At 60.3% G+C, this 18407-nt stretch carries 14 protein-coding genes; all 14 read left to right on the top strand.

Going from position 1 to position 18407, the window contains the following annotated elements; translation table 11 throughout:
• The first annotated feature begins 208 nt into the window (after positions 1-208).
• Genes tssA through tssM form a run of 14 tightly spaced genes read left to right on the top strand, consistent with a single transcriptional unit; the run spans position 209 to position 18405 of the window.
• Entirely contained in the window at positions 209-1756 is a 1548-nt protein-coding gene (gene tssA, locus AB1462_RS07220) for a type VI secretion system protein TssA (protein ID WP_315338475.1), read from the top strand.
• 31 nt (positions 1757-1787) lie between these two features.
• Positions 1788-2285 (top strand): type VI secretion system contractile sheath small subunit, encoded by a 498-nt coding sequence (gene tssB, locus AB1462_RS07215; protein WP_090403385.1) that lies wholly within the window; start codon positions 1788-1790, stop codon positions 2283-2285.
• 28 nt (positions 2286-2313) lie between these two features.
• A complete protein-coding gene (gene tssC / locus AB1462_RS07210; RefSeq protein WP_367246465.1) occupies positions 2314-3789 on the top strand; it encodes a type VI secretion system contractile sheath large subunit in 1476 nt (491 codons plus the stop codon).
• A 14-nt stretch (positions 3790-3803) separates the two neighbouring features.
• Complete coding sequence (gene tssE, locus AB1462_RS07205) at positions 3804-4205, top strand: type VI secretion system baseplate subunit TssE (RefSeq protein ID WP_315338471.1); 402 nt, start codon at positions 3804-3806, stop codon at positions 4203-4205.
• A complete protein-coding gene (gene tssF / locus AB1462_RS07200; RefSeq protein ID WP_367246464.1) occupies positions 4195-5982 on the top strand; it encodes a type VI secretion system baseplate subunit TssF in 1788 nt (595 codons plus the stop codon). Before tssE ends, tssF begins: the two co-directional genes overlap by 11 nt.
• Positions 5946-6953, top strand: a complete 1008-nt coding sequence (tssG, locus tag AB1462_RS07195) for a type VI secretion system baseplate subunit TssG (protein ID WP_367246463.1) — start codon at positions 5946-5948, stop codon at positions 6951-6953. Before tssF ends, tssG begins: the two co-directional genes overlap by 37 nt.
• 12 nt (positions 6954-6965) lie before the next feature.
• The gene (locus tag AB1462_RS07190) at positions 6966-9404 is read left to right on the top strand and encodes an AAA family ATPase (protein WP_367246462.1); all 2439 of its coding nucleotides are present in this window, start codon (positions 6966-6968) and stop codon (positions 9402-9404) included.
• Positions 9401-10933, top strand: a complete 1533-nt coding sequence (locus AB1462_RS07185) for a sigma-54 interaction domain-containing protein (RefSeq protein WP_367246461.1) — start codon at positions 9401-9403, stop codon at positions 10931-10933. The genes AB1462_RS07190 and AB1462_RS07185 overlap by 4 nt, the downstream gene beginning before the upstream one ends.
• Before the next feature lie 59 nt (positions 10934-10992).
• Positions 10993-11124, top strand: coding sequence for a type VI secretion protein (locus AB1462_RS07180; protein ID WP_081797692.1), 132 nt, complete (start codon positions 10993-10995; stop codon positions 11122-11124).
• A gap of 16 nt (positions 11125-11140) precedes the next feature.
• Entirely contained in the window at positions 11141-12325 is a 1185-nt protein-coding gene (gene tagH, locus AB1462_RS07175; RefSeq protein ID WP_259193099.1) for a type VI secretion system-associated FHA domain protein TagH, read from the top strand.
• A gap of 5 nt (positions 12326-12330) precedes the next feature.
• A complete protein-coding gene (tssJ, locus tag AB1462_RS07170) occupies positions 12331-12831 on the top strand; it encodes a type VI secretion system lipoprotein TssJ (RefSeq protein ID WP_259193098.1) in 501 nt (166 codons plus the stop codon).
• Positions 12818-14146 (top strand): type VI secretion system baseplate subunit TssK, encoded by a 1329-nt coding sequence (tssK, locus tag AB1462_RS07165; RefSeq protein ID WP_367246460.1) that lies wholly within the window; start codon positions 12818-12820, stop codon positions 14144-14146. Before tssJ ends, tssK begins: the two co-directional genes overlap by 14 nt.
• 5 nt (positions 14147-14151) lie before the next feature.
• On the top strand, positions 14152-15015 hold the full coding sequence (icmH, locus tag AB1462_RS07160) for a type IVB secretion system protein IcmH/DotU (RefSeq protein WP_259193094.1): 864 nt from the start codon (positions 14152-14154) through the stop codon (positions 15013-15015).
• Between the two features lie 15 nt (positions 15016-15030).
• Positions 15031-18405 carry a type VI secretion system membrane subunit TssM gene (gene tssM, locus AB1462_RS07155; RefSeq protein WP_367246458.1) on the top strand — a complete coding sequence of 1125 codons (3375 nt, stop codon included), beginning with the start codon at positions 15031-15033 and terminating at the stop codon, positions 18403-18405.
• Positions 18406-18407 lie beyond the last annotated feature (2 nt).

Raw genomic sequence — 18407 nt, 5'->3', positions numbered from 1 at the left:
AGCTGCGCAAAAGTCTGCACATGCCTTGGTTTACGGCAGTCGTAGGAAATGTCTTAAGTGTGGGGCTATTGCTTGCTGAATGTTATTGGCGTGGCTAAGGTTTGCGAACTTCGCGGCAATTCAAGCGGAGTTTAGATGGCATTCTGGTGCGAAATTTAAATGCACTTAGTTTGTCGCTCGTACCTTGATTAGTCGCGTGCGGTCCTAAATGGTCTATTCAGAAAAGCTCTGCGCTTATTATCTTGAACTTGCCCGGTTACCCTGTTTGCAAACGAATTTTGCGGGCAGCGATATGCGCTACTCGAGTGAATATGAAAGCCTGGAGTTCGAGCTGGGAAAGGTGCAGTCCATTCATGGTGCTGGCCAGCCGGACTGGCAAAGGCTCCTGGAAATCAGCGAATGTCTGTTGCGTGAGCAGTCCAAGGATTTGCGCGTGGCCGTCTGGCTGACCTGGGCGCTGTACCAACGCGAATCCTTTGCCGGTCTGCTGGCTGGCCTCGGGTTGCTGCGCCATCTGTGTGAACACCACTGGTCGGTGGTGTACCCGGAAAAGCTGCGCACCCGTGGCGCGGCGTTCGGTTGGTTGGTTCTGCGCCTTGAGACACTGCTGGTTCAAAACCTTTCGCTTCAGGACCAGCAACCCTTATTCCAGTCCATGCTTGAACACCTTGCGCGGCTTGATGAACTCTGGACTGCACATTTGGGAGGCGATGCGCCGCTGTTGCTGCCGATTCGCAGGCAATTGGTCCAGCGGTTGGAGCTTGCTGCGCAAGGCCATCCCCCGGTCGTCGCGGTGAACGCCGTCGTTGCGCAAGTGCAACCCGCTGCCCCTCCATCGTTAAAAGTCGAACCGACGGTAAACAACGAAAAAGACGCGCATAAATTGCTGCGTGCCTTGCAGGAACAGGCCCGTCCGTTGTGTACCTGGTGGTTACGCCAGGACGCTACCGACCTTCGGGCCTTGCAGCTGAGTCGAACGCTGGCCTGGCTGGCCATCGTCCGCTATCCGGACGCCAACAGTGAGCGTGTCACCGCGTTGTGCGGGCCTGCGCCCGACAAGCTCAAGCGCCATCAGGAGCGTTTTGTCCAAGGCCATCACGCCGACCTGCTGCTTGAACTTGAGGCCAGCCTCTGCGGTGCGATGTTCTGGTTCGATGGGCTGCACATGCTCTGGCAATGCCTGGACGCCCAGCAGGCGAAGCTGGCCATGACCGAGCTGGAAGTGAACTTCGCCCTGTTGCTGCAACGCTTGCCGGACTTGCCGGGGTTTCGCTTTCAAGGGGGCGCTCCTTTTGCCGACAGCGGCACTCGCGACTGGATCGCACTGCATGTTTCCCGTCACCTGCAAGCCCCTGAGGCGCCCCGCGTGGCGGTCGATGCCGAGCCCTGGGAGATCGCCTTGCAGGCTGTGCTGCCCCGGCTGCGCAAGGATGGGCTCAAAACCGCAGTACATGAACTCAATCAAGGCCTGCACGCCGCTCGCAGCGATCGCGTGCGCTTTTATTGGCGCTTGGCCCTGGCGCGCTTGTGTGCATACGCAGGCAAGCATGAACTGGCGAAGATCCAGCTCGAACAGCTGGATCTCGAACTGCAATGCTCGGGCCTGGAGCGCTGGGAGCCGGAACTGGCGTTTCAAGTGACACACCTCTTGCACCGCTGCTGCGACCTGATGCCACAAAACCATGCCGTGCGCGAGCGCAAGGAAGACACCCACCGCAGACTGTGCCTCTTCGATCTGGAAGCGGTACTTGAATAGGCTTACGAGCCATTTGAAAAGGAGATTTACCATGGCCAAAGAAGGTTCGGTAGCACCCAAGGAACGCATCAATATCACCTTCAAACCCGCCATCGGCGGTGCACAGGAAGAAGTCGAGCTTCCGTTGAAACTCCTCGTGCTCGGGGACTTCACCCAGCGTGAGGACCTGCGCAAGCTTGAAGATCGCAAGCCCATCGCCATCAACCAGAACACCCTCGACGAGGTGCTGGCCAAACAGGCGCTGAGCCTGACGCTGAATGTACCCAATCGCCTCCAGGCGTGTGCCGATGTCGAAGAACTGGCCATCCAGGTACGAATCAATTCGATGAGGGATTTCAACCCGGCGAATCTGGTCGAGCAGATCCCCGAGTTGCACAAGCTGATGGCCCTGCGTGAAGCGCTGATGGCGCTCAAGGGACCGCTGGGCAACACGCCGAGCTTTCGCAAAGCCATCGAACAGGCCCTGGCCGATGATGAATCCCGTGCCCGCGTATTGGCGGAGCTGGGCCTGAGCGGCCACACCGCCTGACATTTTTCAGTAAAAGGACACTGACGCCATGACGACTCAACGCACTCCGATGCCTGTTCACACCGCTGACGAGCACAGCATCCTCGACAACATCATCGCCCAGACTCTGCTGAGTGCGGACGATGAGGCCTACGGCATTGCCAAGCGTGGCGTCTCGGCATTTATCGAAGAGCTGATCAAACCGCAGAACAACGGGGAACCGGTCAAGAAGCGCCTGGTTGACCGGATGATTGCCGAGATTGACGAGAAGCTCAGTCGGCAAATGGATGAGATTCTGCACCACCCGCGCTTCCAGGCCCTGGAATCCTCATGGAAAGGCCTGCAGTTGTTGGTCGAGCGCACCAATTTTCGAGAAAACATCAAGATCGAACTGCTGAATGTCTCGCGGCAAGATCTGCTGGATGACTTCGAAGACTCGCCCGAGGTGACCCAGTCAGGGCTCTATAAGCATGTCTACAGTGCGGAATACGGCCAGTTCGGTGGTCAACCTGTGGGCGCAATCATCGCTGACTTCTTTCTATCTCCCAGCGCCCCCGATGTGAAGCTGATGCAATACGCATCCAATGTTGCCTGCATGGCCCATGCCCCATTTATCGCGGCCGCCGGCCCGACTTTTTTCGGCTTGGAAAGCTTCACCGATCTCCCTGACTTGAAGGATCTCAGGGATCATTTCGAAGGTCCGCAGTTCGCCAAATGGCAAAGCTTTCGCCAGAGCGAAGATGCCCGTTATATCGGGCTGACCGTGCCGCGATTCCTGCTGCGCACGCCCTACGATCCCCTTGAGTGTCCGGTCAAGACCTTCGCCTACCGTGAAACCGTGGTGAACAGCCACGAGCACTATCTATGGGGTAATACCGCCTACGCCTTTGCCACGCGATTGACCGACAGTTTTGCGCGGTTTCGTTGGTGCCCGAACATCATCGGTCCGCAAAGCGGCGGTGCAGTGGAAGACTTGCCCTTGCATCACTTCCACAGCATGGGCGAAATCGAAACCAAGATTCCCACTGAAGTACTGGTATCCGACCGTCGTGAGTACGAACTGGCGCAAGAGGGTTTCATTGCCTTGACGATGCGCAAGGGCAGTGACAATGCCGCGTTTTTCTCCGCCAGTTCGGTGCAAAAACCCAAGCATTTCGGTATCAGTGCCGAGGGCAAGGAAGCTGAGCTGAATTACCGCCTGGGTACTCAGTTGCCCTACATGATGGTGGTCAACCGCCTGGCCCATTACCTCAAGGTTCTGCAGCGGGAGCAATTGGGTTCCTGGAAGGAACGTACCGACCTGGAGCTGGAGCTCAACAAGTGGATTCGCCAGTACGTGGCAGACCAGGAAAACCCCAGTGCCGAAGTGCGTGGGCGGCGGCCATTGCGGGCGGCGCGTATCGTTGTCAGCGATGTCGAGGGCGAGCCTGGCTGGTACCGCGTCAACCTGAGTGTACGACCGCACTTCAAATACATGGGGGCGGATTTCACCCTGTCCCTGGTTGGCAAGCTCGATAAAGAATGAGCAGGGACCTAAGGATGACCCGTAACCAAAGCCTCTTTGAGCGACTTGAACGTCCGGCCGCAAAGTCATCATGTGCCGTGACGTCCGTCGCAGCTCATTTGGGAAAGATGCTCAGCATCCGCGCTGGCAGCGTGCAGACGCTGGCGGATTACGGTATGCCAGATCTCAATGACATGAACCAGAGTCTGCATGAGTCATTGAGCCAGTCGCGCTTGTTGATCGAACGCTTTATCCGGGCCTATGAGCCACGCTTGAAGGATGCGCGTGTGAGGGCGCTGCCCTGTGGTCACGATCCTCTGGTGCTGGCGTTTGTCATTGAGGCCACGCTCTGTGTCGACGGTGTGACGCAGCCTGTGGTGTTCTCCGCGAGCCTGCAGGATGCTGGAAAGGTTGAGGTCTTGCCTGATGTCCTTTAACCAGTATTACCAGAGCGAACTCAGTGCGTTGCGTCAGCTCGGACGGCGCTTTTCCGAGCGCAATCCTGCTCTCGCGCCCTTTTTAGGCGAGGCCGGCCAGGATCCGGATGTGGAGCGATTGCTGGAAGGCTTTGCTTTTCTTACTGGTCGCCTGCGCCAGAAGCTGGATGACGAGTTGCCTGAGCTGACTCATTCCTTGATGCATTTGCTGTGGCCCAACTACATGCGGCCCGTACCGGCGTTCAGCATCTTGCAGTTTGATCCGTTGAGGCATGCGGGACCCGGTGTGATGGTCGCACGGGATACGCCGGTCGAAAGTGCGGCGATCAACGGCGAGCGCTGCCGTTTTCGCACCTGTTACGCCACACGTATCTTGCCGCTGCAACTGAGCGCGCTGGAGTACTGCGTCCAGGGAGAACAGGCGTTGCTGAGCCTGCGCCTGGACATGGTGGGCGACGGCAATTTCAGCGAATGCGCGTTCGATCAATTGCGCCTGCATCTGTCGGGCGACCGCTACATCAGTCAAGCGTTGTACCTGAGCCTGTTGCGTGAGGTTGAGGGTATCGAGTTGCTGCCATTGGGTTGCGATGGGCTGGCTGTCAGCGGCGCTGACGGCCAGCCCCTGCTGTTGCGACTGGGTGGCGATCAGGTAAGGCCGGTGGGGTTCGCCGAGGAGCATGCGCTGATGCCCTATCCGCAGAATACCTTTCGTGGGTACCGCCATCTGCAGGAGTACTTCGCCTTTCCTGAAAAGTACCTGTTCGTCGATGTGGTTGGCCTGGATGCGCTGCAGCGGCTCCCCCAGGACGTACTCAAGCAGGTCTGCAGCGTCAACCTGTGCTTCAAGCTACGCGCCCGGTGCCAGGCAACCGGGTGCCCCACGCTGGACAACGTGAAGTTGTACTGCACGCCCATCGTCAACCTGTTCAAACATGATGCGGTGCCGATTCGCCTGGACGGCAAGCAGGACGAATACCTGCTGATTCCTGGGGAATACACGCGCGCAAACGCCTGTGTATTTTCCGTCGACAAGGTCACGGGCTGGCGCCCTGGCGGGTTGGGGTACCAGGCGTACGTACCGTTTGAATCCTTCGAGCATGATGGCGTTATCGATGCATCGGCAGCCCCCACCAGCTACAGCATTCGTCAGCGCGCGTCGGCGCACCATGCCGGGCTCGATACCTGGCTGGGGTTCGGGAACGCTCAAGGGCATACCCAGGAAACGCTGTCAATCGAGCTGACATGCACCAATCACAACCTGCCTCGGCAATTGCAGGCAGGGGAGATCAATCAGCCCTGTGAGCAGACGCCGGAGGGCTTGTCATTTCGCAACATCTGCGCGCCGACCGCGAGTTTTGCACCCCCCCTGGACCAGGATTTTCTCTGGCGACTGATCAGCAACATGTCGCTCAACTATTTGTCATTGAGCGACATCAGCGCCTTGAAGGTGGTCCTCGAAACCTATGACGTGCCGCGTTACCACGATCTGCAAGCGAAAAAAATCAGCCAGAGGCGGTTGGGGGCCTTGCGATCCATCAGCCATACGGCCGTCGACCGCTTGCACCGGGGAATGCCGCTTCGAGGGTTGCGGGTCGACCTGACCATTGATTCCCAAGGGTTCCTGGGGCAGGGCGAAGCGTTTGTGTTCGCCTCGGTGCTCAACGAGTTTTTCGCGCTTTACGCCAGCCTGAATGCCTACCACGAGCTACGTGTCATCAGCACACAAGGAGATGTGTACCTATGGCCACCTCAGATGGGGCAGCAGCCCCTGCTTTGAAGGAACTGTGCCGTGCCATCCGCGAATACTCGCTGTTCCAGGCGATTTTGCAGGTGGTCAAGCGCCTGCGCGATGCCCATCCGTCACTGGATGACAACGCGCTCTATGACAGGTTGGAGTTTCAGGCCAATCCAGGTCTTGGTTTTCCCGGTCACGATATTGACCGGGTGGAGTTTTTTGTTGAACACGATCAATTGCGCGCGCGTCTTCGCCTCAACGTCCTGGGGCTCTGTGGCGCAGGTTCACCCTTGCCAGCCTTTTACAGCGAGCAGGCGTTTACCGACGGGACGGGTGGCCAGGCGACCCGGGACTTCCTGGACCTGTTTCACCATCGTCTGCAACGGCTGATGCTGCCGATCTGGCGCAAATACCGCTACCAGGCGTGTTTCCAGGCGCAGGCGCGTGATGCTTTTTCCGAGCAGATGTTTGCGTTGATTGGGTTGAAGGGCCAGCGCATTCGCACGGCGGCGCAGTTGGACTGCAAGCGACTGTTGCCCTACCTGGGGTTGCTTGGCCTGCGGGCGCATTCGGCGGCGGTGATCGAGACGGTGCTGCGTTACTACTTCAGGCACGAGCGCTTGTTTATCGAGCAATGGGTGGAACGCACGGTTGTCATTGCTCCCCCGCAGTTGAACCAGCTTGGCTGTGCCAACAGCGTGCTGGGCGTCGACCACGTAGTGGGAAGCCAGGTCGCTGACCGCAGCGGTAAGTTCAGGGTGCATGTACGGGACCTGGATTGGCAGCGCTTTCATGGTTTTTTGCCGACAGGGTCGGACTATCCGCTGCTGTGTTCGTTGGTGCGGCTGACTGCACGAGACCCGCTGGAGTATGACCTGCGCCTGGTGTTGGCCAAGGACGCGATCAGGCCGTTGCACGTGGGTGAACACAATGTCTGCAGGCTGGGTTGGACCAGTTGGCTGGCACACGAGTGCGCCGACGGTGTGGTCATCGTGGCCAGCAATGCTCACTAGGGACTGATGATTATGATGAATGTAGACCTGCAACAACTGATCCGGACATTGACGCCTGCGGTCCGTCAAGACTTGGAGCGCTCGGCCGAACGTTGCGTGACACGGGGTGGCACTGAAGTCTTGGTGGAAGACCTGCTACTGGCCCAGCTGGAATGTCCCGATGGTCTTTTGATACGAGCCTTGGCCGACGCGGGGGTCGAGGTGCAGACGCTGCAAGCAACGCTGCAACCCAAGGGGCAGGCAAGTGCCACGCGCAATCCGGTGTTCGCCCAGGCCCTCGTGCAATGGTTGCAACAGGCGCTGATGGTTGCTCATCTGGAGTTGCGCCAGAGCGTCGTGGACCACGGAGCCCTGTTACTGGCGCTGTTGCGTCACCCGTTGCAGCACGCAGGCAGTGGCTATCACGCGTTGTTGAGCCGTTTGGATGCACAGCGTGTACACGGGTTTCTGCTGGGCCAGGGGCCTGGCATCACCCCGGCAGCAAGCGGCGAATCGATGCTGGGGCGTTTTACCCATGATCTGACACGCCAGGCCCATGAAGGGCGCATCGACCCGGTGCTGTGTCGCGAGGGTGAGATCCGTCAGCTGATCGACATCCTTATGCGGCGGCGCAAGAACAATCCGATCCTTGTCGGCGAGGCCGGGGTGGGCAAGACCGCGGTTGTCGAGGGCCTTGCCCTGCGCATCGCCAGCTCGCAGGTGCCGGAACCACTCAAGGGTGTGCGCGTGCTGACCCTGGACATGGGCTTGCTGCAAGCCGGTGCCAGCATCAAGGGCGAATTCGAACGACGTCTCAAGGGCGTGATCGACGAGGTGAATGCCGCGCCGACACCGGTGATTCTGTTTATCGATGAGGCGCATACCCTGGTGGGCGCAGGTGCCCAGGCCGGTGCCGGGGATGCCGCGAACCTGCTCAAACCGGCCCTGGCCCGGGGTGAGTTGCGGACCCTCGCTGCCACCACGTGGTCCGAATACAAGAAGTACTTTGAAAAAGACCCTGCCCTGGCGCGGCGTTTCCAGCCTGTACTGGTCGGCGAGCCCAGCGTGGAACAGGCGATTTCAATCCTGCGCGGGCTGGTTCCGGCCTACGAATCCAGCCATGGCGTGCATATACGTGACGATGCCGTCGTCGCGGCGGCGCAGATGAGCGCTCGGTACCTGGCAGGGCGTCAACTGCCAGACAAGGCGGTGGATGTGCTGGACACCGCCTGCGCACGTGCGCGCATCAACCAGGTAACGGTGCCCGAAGCATTGGAGCGCCTGTGCACTGAGCAGGCTGAAGGCTCGCGGCAGCGCAAGGCGCTGAATCGAGACAGGGACGCTGGGCTGCCGGTGGATGAGCCGGCTGCACAAGCGTTGAACCTGCGATTGGCGGCTGTCGAGAGCGAGCGTCAACATCGGGAGCAGCGCTGGCTTGAACAGCGCGCACTGGCGGAGCCGGTGCGTGTGTGCCCGCGCCTGGTGGCGCAGGTTATCAGCGCTTGGACGGGGATTCCCGTTGAACAGCTGTCCCTGGAGCACAGTGAGTCGGTGCTGGGGATTGCCGATGCGCTGCGGTCACGCATTCTCGGCCAGGAACCTGCCATACAGGCGCTTGACCGCAATCTGCGCGCGGTGGCTGCCGGGCTGAACCAGGCCGACGCGCCGGTCGGGGTGTTTCTGTTGGTGGGTCCGAGTGGCGTGGGCAAGACCGAGACGGCCTTGGCCCTGGGGGATTTGCTGTATGGCGGCGAGCGTTTTGTCACCACCCTCAACATGTCGGAGTTTCAGGAAAAACACGCCCTGTCTCGGCTGATTGGCGCACCCCCCGGTTATATCGGGTATGGCGAGGGCGGGGTGCTGACGGAAGCCGTGCGCCAACGCCCCTATTCGGTGGTGCTGCTCGACGAAGTCGAAAAGGCCGACCCGGAGGTGTTGAACCTGTTCTATCAGATCTTCGACAAGGGGTTGGTCAATGATGGCGAAGGTCGGGAAATCGACTTTCGCAATACGCTGATCCTGATGACTTCCAACCTGGGCAGCGATTGCATCGTCGACTTATGTGCAGGCGGCCGACGGCCTGATACTCAGGTGCTGCAAGATGCAATTCGCCCCCTGCTGCGTGACTATTTCAAGCCCGCACTGCTCGCCCGGATGCGGGTCGTGCCCTATTACCCGGTCGTGGGCGCTGTGTTGCATGACCTGGCAAGGCTCAAGCTGGACCGTCTTGGGCGAAGGTTGCAGTCGCGCAAGCTGGCATTGAGCTATACGACCGAACTGGTCACGCATATGGCCGAGCGGTGCGCCCATAGCGACAGCGGAGCGCGGTACATCGACCAATGGATCGAGATCCACCTGTTGCCGCAGATGGTCGATCGACTGCTGGCGGCGATGGCGACGGGTGAGCCACTGTCGCGAGCCCATGCCGGCCTGGATGCTGACGGGCTGCCAATCTGCGAGTTCAGCCAATGATGAACGGCGTGCTTGCCCAGTTACCCCAACCCCTGGCCTACGCGGAGACGTTGTTGGGCTGGTTCACCCGAATAGGGATCGAGAGTGACGAGACAACGTTGCCAGACCTGTGTGTTGCAGCGGCTGCGCAACTGAGTCAATGCGAACTTGGCCAGTTGTACTGGCGTGACGAGGCGACTGGTCGACTTGACTTGGTTGCCCAGCATTTGCCGGGTGCATTGCCCCTCGGCGACCTTGCTTGCGGCGCGGACTTTCAGCATCAGCAGCTGTTGCATTACGTCCTCGGCCATCGCTGCAACCTGAGCGTGGAGAACCTGGCCGACAGTGTGTATGAGAGCGGTTTTTTACCCGCCACAGCTACCCCCTGGCGCTCATTGGTGTGCCTGCCGCTGTTCGGTCGACACAAGGCTGTTGCCGGTCTATTGCTGTGCGCCAGCCAGCAGTCGAAATTGCTCCAGGACTACGGCCCGTCATTAAGCCAGCTGGCAAGCTTCGCCTTGAGTCACCTGGCGCTGTTGCGACGCGTGCGTCCTGCGCACAACGGCGCCCAGGCCAGGCCTCGCCTACCCGCGGCGCGCAGGACGTATGGGTTGATCGGCAACAGCGCGGCCATGGACGAAACCTACCGCCTGATCGGCAAGGTGCTGAATGCCCCCTGCACGGTGCTTCTGCGCGGGGAGACCGGAACCGGCAAGGAGGTGGTGGCACGGGCCATCCATGCTTCCGGACCGCGCAGTAGCAAAGCCTTTGTGGTGCAGAACTGTGCGGCCTTTCCCGAGGGGCTGCTGGAGAGTGAGTTGTTCGGTTATCGCAAGGGCGCTTTTACAGGCGCAGAACGTCACCACGTTGGGCTATTTGACGCCGCCGATGGCGGCACGTTGCTCCTCGACGAAATCGGCGATATGCCGCTATCGCTCCAGGCCAAGCTGCTACGGGTGTTGCAGGAAGGCGAGGTTCGCCCGTTGGGAGCCTCTGCGGCCCATAAGGTCGATGTGCGGATTATTGCCGCGACCCATCGTGACCTCGCTGCAATGGTGGCGGATGGCAGTTTTCGCGAGGACCTGTACTACCGGCTGGCGCAGTTCCCGATTGAATTACCGGCCTTGCGTGAACGCGACGGTGATGTGCTGCTGTTGGCGCGACAGTTCGCGCAATCGGCCTGTGCTGCACTGGGGCTGGCGCCGGTGGAATGGTCTGCTGCGGCCTTGGATCAACTGTCGTGCCACGCTTTTCCCGGCAATGTCCGCGAACTCAAATGTCTGGTGGAGCGCGCGGTACTGCTCTGTGACGACGCAGTGGTGCTGCCTGAACATCTGTCGCTGCTGCCCGGCCCGACCTGCGCTGACGTCGGCGCGACGTTGCGCCAGCGCCTGGAGCGGGTTGAACGGGTATTCCTGATCGACTGCCTGCACAAGAACCGTGGCAACCGGACCCGTACGGCACGTGAGTTAGGGGTCGCACGCCGTACGCTGCTTTACCGCCTTACACGCTTGAACATCCCCGGCGGCGATGTCCGAGGGGAGCGCTGAATGGTGCACGTACGGCTTCCACGCTTCGCCGCCGGCCTTACTTTTATTGGAGATACCTGATGCCACTTCGTACTTGGAAAGCCTTGGGGCTCGTCCTGTGTTTGTTGAGCGGCTGCAACGCCAATTACGTTTTTGATGACGCCGACTACCGTCCGCTGGGTGACCCCCAGGCGACTCGTCGCAGCGATTGAACAGCGGAGCCTTGTCATGCAATTAGTGTTTGAGGTGTGTAATACCGGAAGCAGTGAGCCTGCATCCTGTAAGACATTTGACGGTGTCGGCGGCGTGATCGGCCGCGGGACCGGCTGTGACTGGGTCATTCCCGACGCGAGTCGCTTGCTCTCCAGTCATCATGGCCTGGTCAGTTACCGGGATGGTGAGTACTTTTTTACCGATATCAGCAGCAACGGCATTGGCGTGTCGGGCAGCGCGGAGCGTTTGTGCAAGGGGCAGGCACGACTGATCAGCGAGGGCGATGTCTACCAACTGGGGCCAGTGGACATACGTGCACGCCTGATAGCACGCGCGACACAAAATGGCCGACCAGTGTTTTTCGGCAACGATACGATTCCGGATGATGCGTTTTTGGTGCTTGACCCCTTGCGTGCACTCGACAGTGCGCAAGCGCATGGCGAGGCATCCGAGGATCTGGAAGTGCTGAACCCCTCAGCCGAGAGGGAGGCCTGTGCACTTTCTCACGGCCTCTTAGAGCGGGATCACTTGATCGTGCCGAGATGGGCCGAGCCAGTAACGGCTGAGGCCTCTACTCAACCTGTGCAGGTTGCTGCAGCAAGCCGTGCGCCATTCTGGTCGCAGTTCGCGCAGGCGATCGGCATGCCCCTGGATGCGCTCGATACGCAGGCGTGCGAGGCCCTGGCGATCAAGGTGGCTGGCCTGTTCAGGCAAACCATCGAAGGGCTGCAGCAAAGTCTGCGTACCCGCGATGAGCTGAACGGCGAGTTGAATCTCGGTTGGACCGTACCTGCGCTCAAGCACCACAACCCCTTGAAAGATTGCACCGATACCCAGGCTGCCTTGACCTCACTGTTGGGCCCCGTTGAGCCGGGCCAGCTGTCTGCCGAGGTGGCGGTCGCCCAGGCATTGCGGGAAATGCAGATCCACCAACTGGCCTTGGTCGTGGCCTGCCGTGCCGCGATGCGTGGCGCGGTGGCGGCATTTGCACCAAGCCATCTGCTGCTGTGCTTCGAGCGCCAGAACCTGCCGGCCAGGTTCTCTACCGACGGATCCCATTGGCGGGCTTACCAACGCCATTACCGACGCCTTATCGACGAGCATCCCCTGGGCGAGCAGCTGTTGCGTAACGAATTTTCCAACGCCTACGCGGAGCAGGTGCGCCTGGTCGCCACGCTGCACGCGGCTTATCCGGGATGACTGTCATGTATCGAGCCCCCGTTCTATCAATGCTGCTTGCGCTCGGCCTGCTGGCCGGGTGTGCCAGCGTGTCACCGTATTCAACCCTGACCAAGCTGAACCTGACGTTGAGCGCCAGCGAAGGCGTCAACCCTGATCTTCATGGCCGCCCATCTCCTGTCGTGGTGCGCCTGCTTGAGCTGCGGCACCCGGTGGCGTTCGAAAACGCCGACTTCTTCACCCTCTATAGCCGCGCAGAGCAGGCGCTGCCCAAGGATTGGGTCAACAGTGAGGAGTTGGAGCTGCGCCCCGGTGAGCAGTTGGCGTTGAAGCTCAGTGTCGAACCACAGAGTCGTTATGTCGGCGTGCTGGCTGCCTATCGGGACTTGCCCCATGTGCAATGGCGGCTTGTGCTGCCCGTGGCCCGGCAGCAACTCACGCGTGTCGAGCTGATGCTCGACGAGTCCGGGGTTCGCGTCGTCGCCCCTCAAGCCCAACGGTCGGAGGATAGAGATGCAGGTTCATAAAGTCGTCTGGCAGGAGGGCATGCTGCTGCGTCCCCAACACTTGCAGCACAACGACCGTTACTACCGCCAGCAGCTCAACCGTACGCGCTTGCTGGGCATTGATGGTTGGGGGTTCCTGACCCTTGACGTCGATGTGCAGCACCTCAATTTGGGTAAGGTGGTCGTCAACCAGGCCAGCGGTGTATTTCCCGATGGCAGCTTGTTCGAGCTGAACAGCGTGATGGAACCATTGGTGTTGCAGGTCCCTGCCAACACCAGTGGGCAAGCCGTATACCTCGCGTTGCCGTTGGCCATCGGCAATCAGGTTGAAGTGCGCCAGCAGGAGCACAGTGATGTACTGGCGCGCTACGTAAGCTGCGAAGCAGAGATCATTGATTCGAATGCCGGCGTTGACTCCCGTTGCCGGATCAACTGCGCACGCCCGGATCTGCGATTGCTCTTAGGGGAGCAGCCCAGTGACGCGCTGTATGTGAAACTCCAGGTTGCCCAGGTGCTGGATTCGACTCGCGAGGGGGGTGTGCGGCTGGACGCGGATTTTGTCCCGACGTTTATCTACCTGCAGAGCTCAGGCTATGTCTCGTCATGTATCAAGGAGGTGATGAGCCTGCTGGCCACCCGAGGCGATGCGATTGCCGCGAGGGTCTGCGGTGGTGGCGGGTCGGAGGGCGCTCAGGTCGGCGATTTTCTGATGCTGCAACTGATCAATCGTAGTGAGCTGGTATTGCGTCACTTCTTGAGCCAGAGCCAGGTACGCCCGGAGGCGTTGTACCGGGAGTTGGTGTCGATCCTGGGCGAGTTGTCGACATTCGCCACCGACAACAAGCGCGCGCAGCTGGAGACTCATTACCAGCATGGTGAACAGGGTGCGAGTTTTCGCGGGTTGATGGAGGGCATTCGCACGGTGCTGTCGTTGGTGCTGGAGCAGCATGCCATGGAGCTTCCAATGGAGCCGCGACAGTATGGGGTGCTGGTGTGTCCGGTGAGTGACCTCAAACTGCTGGGTAGCGCAACATTCATTCTGGCGGCAACCGCCCAGTGCGATTCGGAAGAGCTGCGCCACCGTCTTCCGGCACACCTGAAAATTGGCTCTGTGGAACGCATCCGCGAGCTGGTCAACCTGCACCTGGCCGGCATCAAGGTCAAGCCACTGCCGGTGGCGCCTCGACAAATCCCGTTCCATGCCGGCAAGACCTATTTCATGCTCGAACTCAGTGCCCGTGACATCACGCAACTGGAGCAATCGGGCGGTTTTGCCTTCCACGCCAGCGGCGAGTTTGCCGAACTTAAACTCAATTTCTGGGCCATCAGGAACTGAATGCCATGACCATGGACAGCGAATACCCGCAGGACGAAAAAACCATCCTGCTTGACCTCGATGGTCGCGCTCCCGCACAGGCGCCGGTGACGGACTTCCCAACGCCGCCGCGCTTTGAACAGCTCGAAGACCGGATGATCTACACCGCCGGCCTGCAAGGGGCACAGAACTTCAATATAGGGCCCAACAGCCTGGTGGCCGCCGCCTGGGAACTCTTGTCGCAGGTCGTTCAGCTCAAGAGCAGTTCCGGCCGGGAAAGCTTGCAAACCCTCAACGATCGGTTGTCCTCGGGGATCACGGCGTTTGAAACGCATGCATTGCACCAGGGCGCAGAGGACAAACAGGTTATGTCGGCGCGCTATGTGCTGTGCAGCGTTATTGACGAAGCCGTGGTCACTACCGCGTGGGGCAGTCGCAGTGACTGGTCGAAGTCCAGCCTGCTGAGCCGCTTTCACAACGAAACCTTCGGTGGCGAAAAGTTCTTCCAACTGCTGGAGCGTTTGTCCCGCGACCCCGTCAAGCACCTGGCGATGCTGGAGCTTATGTACCTGTGCCTGTCACTGGGGTTTGAGGGTAAATACCGCGTCATGGAGCGGGGAGGGCTGCAGTTGGAAGCGGTACGAGATGGCCTGTATCGACAGATCCGACATGTGCGCGGTGATCGCCCGCTGATGTCTGTGCCCGCTGCCGCAGCACGGGCGCTCGGTGCACGGCTGCGCATCTTTTCCGCTACCGGCGTCGTGGTCTTCACGCTCGCCTGTTTGCTGGCCATGTACCTGGGCTTTGCCTGGGTATTGGGCAATGAACGCATGGCGGTGCTGCAACCCTTTCAATCTTTGGCGTCGGATCAGACACGGTCGCCGTTGTAACGCTGGGAGCAATGAATGAACGCATTCTTCAAGGGCGTGGGCACGGTGCTGCGCATGAGTTGGGTCTGGAGCCTGTTTATCGTGTTGTCCAGCGCGTTGCTGGTGTGGTTTTTCGGGCCATTGCTGGCGGTGGACGATCACCGGTTCTGGCAAGGCGCTCCGGCTCGTCTGTTGACCATCAGCGGGTTATTCCTGCTGTGGGGGTTAGCGATGGTCATGGTCGGCTCGCGCCGTACCGCACGATTGAATCAGCCCGAGCACCAGGAGCGCCATCAACGAAAGGGGTTGATTGACGACGAGCGCAAGCAGGTGCGGGGGCGTTTCAAGGAGGCGTTGCACACACTGAAAACCTCCCGTCGCTATGGTGAGCGCAATGAGCGTTGGCGCAACGACTTGCCGTGGTACCTGTTGATCGGCCAGCAGGGCAGCGGCAAGTCTCGCCTGCTGGCTGGCTGCGGATCGCACTTTGCGCTTGATCGGGAAGAGGCGATGACGCCGGGCGTAACCCAGTATTTTGATTGGTATCTCGCCGACGAAGCTGTCGTTGTCGAGAGCGCGGGGCGCTACCTGGCCCAACCCGACAGTGCAGTGGATGGGGCGGGTTGGGCGACGTTTCTGGAGCTGCTCAAATTGCGGCGCAGGGCACGCCCGCTCAATGGCGTGGTGGTGACGCTGGCGGTAGAGACGCTGCTTGGCAGCAATGACCGCGACCTGGACCTGCATGCACGCCACGTGCATACCCGGTTGCAGGATATACAGCAGACGCTGCATGTGGATGTGCCGATCTATCTGGTATTGACCCACGCTGACCGGTTGCCGGGCTTTGTCGAGTTCTTCGATGAGTCCCAGGGCGACAGCGCCGAAGCCCTGCTCGGAGAGCGTGTGGTCGCGGGCCCGGCCGGTACCGACATCACCCAGGTCCGCGAAGCGTTCGAGGCCTTGCTGCAACGCCTTGGAGCAGAGTTGATTCCGCGTTTGCATCAGGAGCGCAATATCGAACGTCGCGGGCTGATGCTCGATTTTCCTCGGCAGGCTGCGCAAATCGGTGAACGTTTGTGCCTGTTCGTGGAGTCTGCGTTCTCCTCTCATCGCTTTCAGCGTATTAATGGATTGCGCGGCTTTTACCTGACGTGTGCGCAGACCGCAGACAGGCGTTCGCACTTCGTCCAGGGCTTGTTCAACCGGGTGATTTTTGCCGAGGCCAACCTTGCGGGGCTGCAGACTCCGGAACGACAACGTATTCGTCGACACCAAGGGTTGCTGGCGTTGACCGCCTCCCTTGTTTTTGTCGGGGCGGGTGGGCTGTGGGCACACAGTTATTCGGTCAATCACCAGCGGCTGGCGCAACTGGCGGACCTGCTCAAACCGCAGCCGCCCGCTTCACCCGGTTTGGACGATACCCTGGTGCTCCTGCGTCTGCTGGACGCTCGCTTGGCCGCTACCCAAGTGTTTCCGGCGTTGGCGGATGCTCGCGCGGTCGAGCGGGGCGGCTTGTATCAAGGGGAGGTGAGTCGACCGCTGCTGGTCAGTGCCTATGAGGATCTGCTGCACCGGCAGTTGCTGCCGCTGGTGTCCACGATGCTTGAAGAACAGGTACGGGCCGGCCTTGGCGACCGCGAAGGACTGTTGGACATCCTGCGGGCCTACCTGATGCTCAGTCTGCGCGAGCGTCGCGACAACGCTTGGCTGGCGCAACGCGTGGCCGGTCATTGGTCTGTGCGTTATGCCGGTGATGCATCGGTGCAGAATCGCTTGAACGCGCACTTCGCACGGTTGCTTGAACGCCCCTTCGTGATGCCATTGAATGGTGAGCTGGTTGCCGAGGCTCGCCAGGAACTGCGCGGGGAATCATTGGCGGGCGTGGTTTATCGGGTGCTGCGTGATCAAGCACGCAGCCTTGAGCCCTTGCGCCTGGCCGAGGGGCGCGGATTCGCAGCCGTCGAGCAGCCCATCCCCGGCTTCTATACCAGACGGTATGTGCAGTACTTCGAAAAGCAGGGCCCTCGGCTGGTCAATGCCATTGCTCAGGATAACTGGGTACTTGGGGAGGGCTCAGACCTCAGCAGCCTGGATTTGCGCCAATTGATGCTGGAGCTGGAGCAGCGCTACTTCAGTGAGTACGCCGATGCCTGGAGTCAAGCCATTGGACAGGTGCGCCTGCAGGAAAGTGACAGCCTGAGTCAGCATGCGAACGGGCTTGCCAGCCTGGCGTCAGCGCAGTCACCGTTGGTGCAACTGTTGCGACAGGTTCGGGAAAACACACGCTTGCTGTCGACCAACGATCCCCTTGAGGCCGTGAGCCAGCAGGCCGGCGAGTTCGGGGCCACGGCTTCCAGCATGTTGCTCAGCCAACTGCATGAGCAGACCTCGCCTGATTCCGCCCGGCGCGCACTGCAGCGTCGGTTCGAACACCTGCACCAATTGCTCGATGCGGATCAGAACCCCGCTGCTGAACTGACACAGGCTTTGCGACTGCTCGATGAATGGCATCTGCAACTGGCGGCCCTTAACCGCGAGAGTACGCCAGGGCAGGCGGTATTCATGATGGTCAAGCAACGCATGGAAGGGCAGCAGCCGTCGCTGGGGAATCTGCGGGATGCTGCCGCGCGCCTGCCGTTGCCGCTCAAGGGGTGGTTTGAAGGCATTGCCGATGACAGTTGGCGGCTGCTGCTCGATGACGCGTATGTGTATATAAATCAGCGTTACCACAGTGAGGTGTATGGCTTTTACGTCAAGGCGATCCAACGTCGGTATCCATTCAATGCTCATGCCGGCAGTGATGTCGCCCTTGGCGATTTCCAGGAGTTCTTCAAGCCCCAGGGTGGCATGGCGCGCTTTTATGACCGCTACCTGCGGCCCTTTGTCAGCGCCGAGTCCGGTCGCTATCGTCTACGCGGCCTGGATGGCCGTAGCCTGGCGCTGTCGCGTTCGCTGCTTGACCAACTGATGAAAGCCCAGGTGATTCGCCAGGGGTTTTTCACTGAAGATCAGGGGGAGTGGGCGGTTCGCTTCACGCTGGCGCCTTATAGCCTGGATCAGGCAGTCAGCCGCGCGGTCCTGAGTATTGGTGACCAACACCTTGAATACCGTCATGGCCCAATTGTGCCCATGGCGTTCCAGTGGCCAAGCGAGGCGGACAATGGCCGAAGCAGCCTGGTGCTGGAGCGGGGGGCGGAGCGGCCGCTGGGGATTGAAAAAAATGCTGGCCCCTGGTCGTTGTTCCGGTTTTTCGAGCTGATGCAAAGTGAGCCTGCGAGTGGTCGGGATTCGCGGCTGCTCAAGGCCGAGCTCGCTGGCATGCGTGCCAACTTCCTGCTCACCAGCCACCGCAGCCCTGGTCCGTTTCAGATGGCGAACTGGCGCACCTTCCGCTTGCCGGAGCAGCTGTGAGG

Origin of the sequence: Pseudomonas sp. SB113 (genome assembly GCF_040754745.1) — a bacterium.
Classification (GTDB): domain Bacteria; phylum Pseudomonadota; class Gammaproteobacteria; order Pseudomonadales; family Pseudomonadaceae; genus Aquipseudomonas; species Aquipseudomonas grimontii.
The sequence above is the reverse complement of the archived record's forward strand: the minus strand, read 5'-3'. Positions and strand labels throughout refer to the sequence as shown.

What these genes read in the sequence shown, in the direction of transcription:
- tssA (WP_315338475.1), top strand. Translation starts at nt 209, where the DNA reads ATGGTCTATTCAGAAAAGCTCTGCGCTTATTATCTTGAACTTGCCCGG.
- tssB (WP_090403385.1), top strand. Translation starts at nt 1,788, where the DNA reads ATGGCCAAAGAAGGTTCGGTAGCACCCAAGGAACGCATCAATATCACC.
- tssC (WP_367246465.1), top strand. Translation starts at nt 2,314, where the DNA reads ATGACGACTCAACGCACTCCGATGCCTGTTCACACCGCTGACGAGCAC.
- tssE (WP_315338471.1), top strand. Translation starts at nt 3,804, where the DNA reads ATGACCCGTAACCAAAGCCTCTTTGAGCGACTTGAACGTCCGGCCGCA.
- tssF (WP_367246464.1), top strand. Translation starts at nt 4,195, where the DNA reads ATGTCCTTTAACCAGTATTACCAGAGCGAACTCAGTGCGTTGCGTCAG.
- tssG (WP_367246463.1), top strand. Translation starts at nt 5,946, where the DNA reads ATGGCCACCTCAGATGGGGCAGCAGCCCCTGCTTTGAAGGAACTGTGC.
- AB1462_RS07190 (WP_367246462.1), top strand. Translation starts at nt 6,966, where the DNA reads ATGATGAATGTAGACCTGCAACAACTGATCCGGACATTGACGCCTGCG.
- AB1462_RS07185 (WP_367246461.1), top strand. Translation starts at nt 9,401, where the DNA reads ATGATGAACGGCGTGCTTGCCCAGTTACCCCAACCCCTGGCCTACGCG.
- AB1462_RS07180 (WP_081797692.1), top strand. Translation starts at nt 10,993, where the DNA reads ATGCCACTTCGTACTTGGAAAGCCTTGGGGCTCGTCCTGTGTTTGTTG.
- tagH (WP_259193099.1), top strand. Translation starts at nt 11,141, where the DNA reads ATGCAATTAGTGTTTGAGGTGTGTAATACCGGAAGCAGTGAGCCTGCA.
- tssJ (WP_259193098.1), top strand. Translation starts at nt 12,331, where the DNA reads ATGTATCGAGCCCCCGTTCTATCAATGCTGCTTGCGCTCGGCCTGCTG.
- tssK (WP_367246460.1), top strand. Translation starts at nt 12,818, where the DNA reads ATGCAGGTTCATAAAGTCGTCTGGCAGGAGGGCATGCTGCTGCGTCCC.
- icmH (WP_259193094.1), top strand. Translation starts at nt 14,152, where the DNA reads ATGACCATGGACAGCGAATACCCGCAGGACGAAAAAACCATCCTGCTT.
- tssM (WP_367246458.1), top strand. Translation starts at nt 15,031, where the DNA reads ATGAACGCATTCTTCAAGGGCGTGGGCACGGTGCTGCGCATGAGTTGG.